Below are 9,076 nucleotides of genomic sequence, written 5' to 3'. Positions count from 1 at the left end.
GATTTATTTAGAACGAAAGACTTCGTCGCCAGCAGCGCCGCCGCCCTCGTTCAGTGAGCGGACTTATAAGAGAACCCCACCGAACAAGTCAACAGCCGAAAATGCGAATTCTAAAAAAATCAGTCAAGCTATTGATAATAAAAGGTAGTTTCCAATTTATCGTATTAATTACCAACGATTAATGATTCCAGCACGACTTTGCAGGAAGCATAGCATGCCTCGCCTATATGGGGTTTCATGTTCGCAATAAGAGGAGTTTAAGCCTTACGATCAATCCGCGGACGGGCTGAAGCGGGCGACAAGAGCGTGCGCATTTCCGGGATAGGTGAACCGCACATAGGTGACGGCGCCGGAATTGCTCCATGTCCGGCGCTCCACGACGAGGCAGGCCTGCTTTTCAGATATGGCCAGCAGGCGCGCAATCTCTTTCGACGGCGTTTCGGCACTGATGCGGTGTTCGGCATTGCTCCACGGAACATGGCCGAGCAGCCACGGGCCGGGCGCGACGCCGCCGAAATCGGCTTCTGCAGCCTCCGGCACCGTTACGAGGTTGACAAGGCGCTGCTCGATACAGAATTCCCGCTCGCCCGCGAAGTGAAGACAGACAATATCCAGCAGCGGCGCGCCAGCTGCCATGTCAAGCCGTGTACGGTCGTCTTTCGTTGCCGTACGCTGCGTGCACTTCAGAACCTTGAAACCGTAATCAAGACCGAGGGATTCAACCTCGGCCCTGATGTCGTGAATTTCGAGAACTGCCGACTGGATCTGCGGTTGACGAACGAAACTGCCGGATTTCTTGCGTCGCTCGATCAAACCCGCCTTGGCGAGCTGACTCATGACCTTGTTCACTGTCATGCGCGAGCAGTCATAATGGGTGGCAAGATCGACCTCGAACGGCAGCCTGTAACCGGGCGGCCATTCCCCCGAGACGATCCGCCCCTCTATATCGCTGAGGATCGTCTGATGCAGGGTCTGTCCGGCCGATGCCTTTGTCACGTCCGTGATACCTTTCCGCACGGGCTCTTTCTCGTTCTCGCCGAGCCCATATCAGCTATTAAGAAGTTCGGCCATGACCTGGTTGAAACGATCCGATATTTCCCGGCGCCGGATATGCTGACCCGCCTGCACCTGTTTTTCGCCACGGACCCAAACGGTATCGACACGGACATTGCCTGCAAATAACCATTGGTCGAGGATCTTTGACGCGGGAAGATAGGGCACGGCCGAAATATCGAGCGCGACAAGATCGGCGCTTTTTCCCTTTTCGATTCTACTTTCTGACATGAGTGCCCCGCCACCGCCTTCCAGCGCCGCCTGGAAAAGTTTTTCCCCGGTGGAACTGCCCGCATCGGCAATGACATTACGCGCGCGCCGAGACAGACGTTGGGAATATTCCAGCGTGCGCAGCTCTTCAGAAACCGAGATGAGAATATTGGAGTCGGATCCGACACCGAAATGTCCGTCTTCCGCGAGAAAATCCGGAGCGGAAAAGACACCGTCGCCGAGATTGGCCTCCGTGACAGGGCAGAGGCCCGCAACCGCGCCGCTCCGTGCCATACGGCGTATCTCCGCTTGCGTCATATGCGTGGCGTGTATGAGGCACCAGCGCTTATCGACCGGCGCGTTCCCGAGAAGCCATTCCACTGGCCGCGCACCGGAAAAAGCGAGGGAGTCCTCGACCTCTTTGATCTGTTCCGCCACGTGAATATGGATCGGCCCGTCTTTTGCGAGCGGCACGATGGCCGCAAGCTCATCACCGGTCACAGCGCGCAGGCTGTGCGGCGCGATGCCAAGCGCCGCACCCGGAAGGGATTTGACGACAGCCTGTGCGCCCTGCATCAGCTTTTCGTAACTGTCAATCGAATGGATGAAACGTTTCTGCCCGTCGATTGGCGGCTGACCGCCGAAACCGGAATGCGCGTAAAAGACCGGCAGCAATGTCAGGCCTATGCCCGTTTGGGCGGCGGCAGCGCCGATACGCTCCGCCATTTCGGCGATATTTCCGTAATGTGAACCGTCCCTGTCATTGTGCAGGTAATGGAATTCTCCGACCCTGCCGAAACCGGCCTCCAGCATTTCCATATAAAGCTGTGCAGCAACGGCCTCGACATGGTCAGGCGTCATGGAGAGGGCGAATTTATACATGACCGTGCGCCAGCTCCAGAAACTGTCGTCGGCAGGCCCGCGGATTTCGGCAAGTCCAGCCATGGCCCTCTGGAAGGCGTGGCTGTGAAGATTGGGCATGGCCGAAACGATGACGGCATGGCGTTCATCCTGCCGCTCGGGAGAAACACCGCTTTCGACCGATGAAACAACCCCGCCATTACAGACGATACGGACATCCTGCGCCCACCCGCCGCTGAGAAGTGCCGCACCTGCGTGAATTGCCGTCATACCACCCTCTCCTCTTGTTACGACATCGGGCAAGGCCATTTCGGACAGAAAATGCGGCTTGCCAAGCCGATTATTATGTATATACATTTACGCCATAAAGGAAAGGCGAAAAGCAATGCCCGGGAACAAATCTGCAAAGGGAGCGGCGATGGGAAACGCAACGGCCTTGTGGCGTAATGCCCGGCTGGCCACCTTCGATCCATTGAGGGAAGGCATCGGCGCAGTCGAAAAAGGCGTGATCGCCGTCAGCAGCGGTCGCATCGCATTTGCTGGCCCGGAGAGCGATCTGCCCGCTTATCTCGCCGCCGCGGAGGAAATCACCGATTGCGACGGGCGCTGGATCACTCCCGCTCTGATAGATTGCCACACCCATCTGGTCTTTGGCGGCAACCGCGCCATGGAATTCGAAATGCGGCTGAATGGCGCGACTTATGAAGAGATCGCCAAGGCGGGTGGCGGCATCGTGTCCTCCGTGCGCAGCACGCGCGCGGTTTCAGAGGATGTCTTGATGGCGCAAGCGCTGCCCCGTCTCGATACGCTTCTTTCCGAGGGCGTCTCGACGATCGAAATCAAATCCGGTTACGGCCTCGATATAGATACCGAACTGAAAATGCTGCGTGTTGCCCGCAGGCTGGAGACGCTGCGGCCGGTGCGGATCGTCACCAGCTATCTGGCCGCCCATGCAACACCCGCTGAATATAAGGGTAGGAATGGTGACTATATCACCGATGTCGTTTTGCCCGGGCTGGAAAAGGCACAGGCCGAAGGGCTGGTCGATGCGGTGGACGGCTTCTGCGAAGGCATCGCATTCTCCGTCGAAGAAATCGCACGCGTTTTTGAAAAGGCGCGGCAGCTTGGTCTGCCAGTCAAGCTGCATGCCGAGCAGCTTTCCAACCTGGGTGGCGCAGCGCTTGCCGCCTCCTGCGGCGGGCTTTCCGCCGATCATCTGGAATATCTGGATGAATCAGGCGCCAGGGCACTGGCCAAGGCGGGAACCGTGGCCGTACTCTTGCCTGGCGCCTTTTATGCGCTTCGTGAAAAACAGGCTCCGCCGATGCAGGCATTGCGCGATGCAGGCGCGACAATCGCCCTCGCCACCGACTGCAATCCAGGCACCTCACCGCTCACTTCCCTGCTTTTGACCATGAACATGGGTGCAACGCTTTTCCGCATGACCGTGGAGGAATGCCTGGCAGCGACAACGCGCAATGCCGCCAAGGCGCTTGGCCTGCTTGCGGAAACCGGCACGCTGGAGGCCGGGAAATCCGCTGATCTTGCAATCTGGGATATCGAACGCCCGGCCGAGCTTGTCTATCGCATCGGTTTCAATCCGCTCCATGCCCGCATATTCAAGGGACAGAAGGTTTCTCCATGACCATGACGATCATTACGCTTCACCCCGGCAACGTGGCCCTGGCCGATCTGGCCGGCATCTACTGGAACAACGGCTCCGCGAAGCTGGACCGCTCGTTCGACGCCCGCATTGAAAAGGCGGCTGCCCGCATTGCCGAGATTGCCGCGGGTAATGCCCCCGTCTATGGCATCAATACCGGTTTCGGAAAACTTGCCTCCATCAAGATCGATGCAGCCGACGTGGCAACGCTGCAGCGCAATCTCATCCTTTCGCATTGCTGCGGTGTAGGCGCGCCCCTTCCTGAAAATGTGGTTCGGCTGATCATGGCGCTGAAGCTGATTTCGCTTGGCCGCGGCGCTTCCGGCGTGCGGCTGGAACTGGTGCGGCTGATCGAGGCCATGCTGGAACAGGGCGTTATTCCCGTCATTCCCGAAAAGGGTTCCGTGGGCGCTTCCGGCGATCTCGCGCCGCTTGCCCATATGGCGGCGGTGATGATGGGCGAGGGCGAGGCTTTTTATCAGGGCGCTCTGCTGCCCGCCGGCCAGGCGCTGACGAAAGCCGGGCTGACGCCGGTGGTTCTCGCCGCCAAGGAAGGGCTTGCCCTGATCAATGGCACGCAAACCTCCACCGCACTGGCGCTTGCCGGGCTTTTTCGCGCCCATCGCGCCGCGCAGGCTGCGCTGATTACCGGCGCACTTTCCACGGACGCCGCCATGGGGTCTTCCGCTCCATTTCACCCGGATATTCACAGCCTGCGGGGCCACAAGGGGCAGATCGACGCGGGATCTGCGCTTCGCAGGCTGCTCGACGGCTCCGAAATCCGCATCAGCCACATCGAAGGCGATGAGCGGGTGCAGGATCCCTATTGCATCCGCTGCCAGCCGCAGGTGGATGGCGCCTGCCTTGACCTCCTGCGGCAGGTGGCCCGCACACTGGAAATCGAAGCCAATGCGGTGACCGACAATCCTCTGGTGCTTTCTGACAATTCCGTCGTGTCCGGCGGCAATTTCCATGCCGAACCGGTGGCCTTCGCCGCCGACCAGACGGCGCTCGCGATTTGCGAGATCGGGGCCATCGCCCAACGCCGTGTCGCGCTACTGGTCGATCCGGCGCTTTCTTATGGCCTGCCCGCTTTCCTTTCCAAGAAGCCGGGGCTGAATTCCGGGCTCATGATCGCCGAAGTCACTTCCGCAGCGCTGATGAGCGAGAACAAGCAGATGGCACATCCGGCCTCGGTGGATTCGACGCCAACCTCGGCCAACCAGGAAGACCATGTCTCCATGGCCTGCCACGGAGCGCGGCGACTTTTGCCGATGACCGACAATCTATTCGCCATCCTCGGGATCGAGGCGCTTTCAGCCGTTCAGGGCGTGGAACTGCGCGGGCCGCTGAAAACCAGCCCGGAACTGCAAAAGGCCATTTTTGTGCTACGGGCCGCAATCCCTTCGCTGGAGGAAGACCGTTATATGGCGCCGGATCTCAAGGCGGCGGCGGAGTTGATCGCCTCCGGTGCGTTGGTCGCCACGATTTCGGACGGCATCCTGCCGAAGCTGGAGGCTTGAGATGAGGCACGTTTTAACCTTCGCCAACTCTGTTCTTGCAGGGGCTAAACCCACGGAAAAGAGAGGCAATCGATGAAGACTCCCTTTGCCCTTCACCAAGGCACTTCGCCGATCATCCTCGGTCTGCCTCACACCGGCACGGATGTTCCGGCGGAGATTTGGAGCCGCCTCAACGACAACGGCAAAATTCTGGCCGATACGGACTGGTACATCCATGAGCTTTATGCCGGGCTTCTGGAAAACGCGACAACCGTGAGGGCGACGTTCCATCGTTATGTCATCGACGCCAACCGCGACCCGGCCGGGGTGAGCCTTTATCCGGGCCAGAACACGACCGGGCTGGTTCCGGACACCGATTTCGACGGCAAGCCTATCTGGAATGAAGGGCAGGAACCCACGCCGGATGACATTGCGGACCGTCTGGAAACCTTCCACGCGCCCTATCATGCAGCTCTTGCGGCCGAGATCGAGCGGATCAAGGGCATCCATGGGATCGCCATTCTCTATGATTGCCATTCGATCCGTTCGCACATCCCCTTCCTCTTTGAAGGCAAGCTGCCGGATTTCAACATCGGCACGGATATGGGCAGAACCTGTGATCCCGCCATCGAGCACATCGCCGTTGAGGCCACCGCCGCCGCGCAAGGTTACGACAGCGTTCTGAACGGCCGCTTCAAGGGTGGCTGGACGACGCGCCATTATGGCAAGCCGCAGAAAGGTGTGCACGCAATCCAGATGGAGCTGGCACAATCCACGCATCTGCAAAGCGAGGTTCCGCCTTTTGCTTATGACGCGGGCAAAGCCGAACGCCTTCGCCAGCATCTCAAGACGATTCTCACGCGCATGGAAGAATTTGCGCTCGACACGAAACGATAAGGGGAAATCTTATGAACAATCCGCGCCATAATATTCGCGAGGTTCGCGCACCGCAGGGCACCGAGCTCAATGCCAAAAGCTGGATGACGGAAGCGCCGCTGCGCATGCTGATGAACAATCTCGACCCTGATGTGGCCGAGCGACCGCATGAGCTGGTGGTTTATGGCGGCATCGGCCGCGCCGCCCGCACATGGGACGATTTCGACCGCATCGTCGCGACGCTGAAGGATTTGAACGAGGACGAGACCCTGATCGTGCAGTCCGGCAAGCCGGTCGGCGTCTTCCGCACCCACAAGGATGCGCCGCGCGTGCTGATCGCCAATTCGAATCTGGTGCCGCATTGGGCCACCTGGGATCATTTCAACGAGCTGGATAAGAAGGGCCTAGCCATGTACGGCCAGATGACCGCTGGTTCGTGGATTTACATCGGCACCCAGGGCATCGTGCAGGGAACGTACGAAACCTTCGTGGAGGCTGGCCGCCAGCATTATGGCGGTAATCTCAGGGGCAAATGGATCCTGACCGGCGGTCTCGGTGGTATGGGCGGCGCGCAGCCGCTCGCCGCCGTCATGGCCGGCGCCTGCTGCCTTGCCGTCGAATGCGATGAAACCCGCGTCGATTTCCGTCTGCGCACCCGTTATGTTGATGCGAAGGCGCGTACACTTGATGAGGCGCTGGCGCTGATCGATCAATGGACGAAGGCCGGCGAGGCCAAGTCCGTCGGCCTGATCGGCAACGCAGCGGAGATATTCCCGGAACTTTTCCGTCGCGGCATCCGGCCCGATATCGTGACCGACCAGACCTCGGCGCACGATCCGATCCATGGTTATCTGCCTGCCGGCTGGAGCGTGGCCGAATGGCGCGCCAAACAGGAGAGTGATCCACAGGCGGTTGCCGCTGCCGCTCGCGCCTCCATGAAAGTTCACGTCCAGGCCATGGTCGATTTCTGGAACGCCGGCGTTCCGACGCTCGATTACGGCAATAATATCCGCCAGGTCGCAAAGGACGAAGGGCTGGAAAACGCCTTCGCTTTCCCCGGCTTCGTGCCGGCCTATATTCGCCCGCTGTTTTGCCGAGGCATCGGGCCGTTCCGCTGGGCGGCACTTTCCGGTGACCCGGAGGACATCTACAAGACCGACGCCAAGGTGAAGGAACTACTGCCCGACAACAAACACCTGCACAACTGGCTGGATATGGCGCGCGAACGCATCGCGTTTCAGGGCCTGCCTGCCCGCATTTGCTGGGTGGGGCTCGGCGACCGCCATCGTCTCGGGCTTGCCTTTAATGAAATGGTCAGGAACGGTGAACTGAAGGCGCCTATCGTGATCGGCCGCGACCATCTCGATTCTGGCTCCGTCGCCTCGCCCAACCGCGAGACCGAATCCATGAAGGACGGTTCCGATGCCGTATCGGACTGGCCGCTGCTTAACGCACTGCTTAACACTGCATCCGGTGCAACCTGGGTATCGCTGCATCACGGCGGCGGTGTTGGTATGGGCTTTTCCCAGCATTCCGGCATGGTCATCTGCTGCGATGGCACCGACGACGCCGCGCGTCGGATCGAGCGTGTTCTGTGGAATGACCCGGCAACCGGCGTCATGCGCCATGCCGATGCAGGTTACGAGATTGCCGTGGAATGCGCCAAGGAGCAGGGACTGCGTCTCCCCGGTATTCTCGGCAATTAATGAGCGTGCCGCGCGGTCCATCGCCGCGCGGCATTCCGACCTTGCGTCGGCAAAGCCTCAGGGCATTACCCAACGCTCCTTTGACTGAAACTTCCGGTTCGATTTTCTCGTTGTTAGCTGTTGGTCGGTCATAGCCGATCATTTTTAGCGTCTATAACGGCGCGGCAAGCTTTTAATGGAGTGCGAACGACAGCATGGCACCGCGGCGTACTTCACTTGCCTTCAGCTTTTTGGTTGGTGCAATTTTTCCGGCTTTTTCTTTGACCGTCCCTGCATCCTCCCAGGCCCAAGAGGCTGTGCCGGTAAGAATCGATGTTGGCGGATATAAGCTCAACAGCCTGTTGCTGGAGCCGCAAAAGCAGGCGGAGCTGCCACCGATCGTCTTCCTGCATGGCGCGAGCGCAAGTCTCTACGACCCGCTGTTGTCCTTTGCGGACAAATTCCGCGGCCGCGCAAAACTTCTGTTCGTCGACAGGCCGGGCCATGGCAGTTCCGACATCGGCGGCAAAGATAATATCCTGCCCGACGGACAGGCCGACGCCGTGGCTCAACTGATGAAAAAGCGCGGCATCCGCAAGGCCATCATCGTCGGCCACTCCTTTGGCGGAGCCATTACCGCGGCATTCGCGCTTCGCCACCCGGAAATGGTGTCGGGCCTGGTGTTTCTTTCTCCGGCGGTTTACCCCTGGCCTGGAGGCATCGCCTGGTATTACACGGCGGCAAGCGCCCGGGTGACAGGCCCGCTTTTTTCGATCTTCGTCGCACCGCCCGTGGGTTTCCTTGCGCTCGACCGGGCGACGCGCGGGGTTTTCGCCCCCAATCATCGTCCTCCCGGCTATGTGGAGGCAACGCGCGCACGGGGGGCGTTGAGACCGCAGGCTTTTCGCCATAACGCGCAGGAAGTCGCCGCGCTGAACACATGGGCGCGGAGCGCCTCACCGAACTACTCCAAAATCAAGGCGCCGACCGTCATTATAACCGGCGACACCGACAATGTTGTTTCACCGGAAATTCATTCCCGCCAGCTTGCACGCGCTATTGATGGGTCGAGCTTGATCATTGTGAGGAATCTCGGACACAAGTCGGACTACGTTGCGCGTGATCTTGTGGTCGCGGCAATCGAAAAACTCGCCGGAAAAAGTGTTGATCTACGCGCCGCGCAAAAAAAGCTTGAACAACGTATCGCTGGCGACCGCGATAAATAG

7 protein-coding genes are annotated in these 9,076 nt (G+C 59.6%); 5 read left to right on the top strand and 2 right to left on the bottom strand.

Features of this window, described 5'->3' with window-relative positions:
* Nucleotides 1–270 precede the first annotated feature (270 nt).
* Nucleotides 271–996: a histidine utilization repressor gene (gene hutC / locus BLU28_RS24315; RefSeq protein ID WP_034500326.1), complete on the bottom strand. Its 726-nt coding sequence runs from the start codon at nucleotides 994–996 to the stop codon at nucleotides 271–273.
* A gap of 51 nt (nucleotides 997–1,047) precedes the next feature.
* Nucleotides 1,048–2,394 (bottom strand): formimidoylglutamate deiminase, encoded by a 1,347-nt coding sequence (locus BLU28_RS24310; RefSeq protein WP_022563262.1) that lies wholly within the window; start codon nucleotides 2,392–2,394, stop codon nucleotides 1,048–1,050.
* Nucleotides 2,395–2,509: 115 nt separating this feature from the next.
* On the opposite strand from BLU28_RS24310, the gene hutI reads away from it, so the two are divergent.
* The 5 genes from hutI (at nucleotide 2,510) to BLU28_RS24285 (ending at nucleotide 9,076) form a co-directional block, all read left to right on the top strand.
* Entirely contained in the window at nucleotides 2,510–3,769 is a 1,260-nt protein-coding gene (gene hutI, locus BLU28_RS24305) for an imidazolonepropionase (RefSeq protein WP_034500285.1), read from the top strand.
* Nucleotides 3,766–5,310, top strand: a complete 1,545-nt coding sequence (gene hutH, locus BLU28_RS24300) for a histidine ammonia-lyase (protein WP_077987516.1) — start codon at nucleotides 3,766–3,768, stop codon at nucleotides 5,308–5,310. Before hutI ends, hutH begins: the two co-directional genes overlap by 4 nt.
* Nucleotides 5,311–5,382: 72 nt before the next feature.
* Nucleotides 5,383–6,186: an N-formylglutamate deformylase gene (gene hutG / locus BLU28_RS24295; RefSeq protein ID WP_022563265.1), complete on the top strand. Its 804-nt coding sequence runs from the start codon at nucleotides 5,383–5,385 to the stop codon at nucleotides 6,184–6,186.
* A gap of 11 nt (nucleotides 6,187–6,197) precedes the next feature.
* Entirely contained in the window at nucleotides 6,198–7,871 is a 1,674-nt protein-coding gene (hutU, locus tag BLU28_RS24290; protein ID WP_077987515.1) for a urocanate hydratase, read from the top strand.
* Nucleotides 7,872–8,065: 194 nt separating this feature from the next.
* The gene (locus BLU28_RS24285; protein ID WP_022563267.1) at nucleotides 8,066–9,076 is read left to right on the top strand and encodes an alpha/beta fold hydrolase; all 1,011 of its coding nucleotides are present in this window, start codon (nucleotides 8,066–8,068) and stop codon (nucleotides 9,074–9,076) included.

The sequence above is a fragment of the Agrobacterium pusense genome (assembly GCF_900102105.1).
GTDB classification, from domain to species: domain Bacteria; phylum Pseudomonadota; class Alphaproteobacteria; order Rhizobiales; family Rhizobiaceae; genus Agrobacterium; species Agrobacterium pusense.
Note: the sequence above shows the minus strand (reverse complement) of the source record. Positions and strands in the feature narration are given on the sequence as shown.

Coding starts and splice junctions, on each gene's coding strand:
- hutH (WP_077987516.1), top strand. CDS start 3,766: ATGACCATGACGATCATTACGCTTCACCCCGGCAACGTGGCCCTGGCC.
- BLU28_RS24285 (WP_022563267.1), top strand. CDS start 8,066: ATGGCACCGCGGCGTACTTCACTTGCCTTCAGCTTTTTGGTTGGTGCA.
- BLU28_RS24310 (WP_022563262.1), bottom strand. CDS start 2,394: ATGACGGCAATTCACGCAGGTGCGGCACTTCTCAGCGGCGGGTGGGCG.
- hutU (WP_077987515.1), top strand. CDS start 6,198: ATGAACAATCCGCGCCATAATATTCGCGAGGTTCGCGCACCGCAGGGC.
- hutG (WP_022563265.1), top strand. CDS start 5,383: ATGAAGACTCCCTTTGCCCTTCACCAAGGCACTTCGCCGATCATCCTC.
- hutI (WP_034500285.1), top strand. CDS start 2,510: ATGCCCGGGAACAAATCTGCAAAGGGAGCGGCGATGGGAAACGCAACG.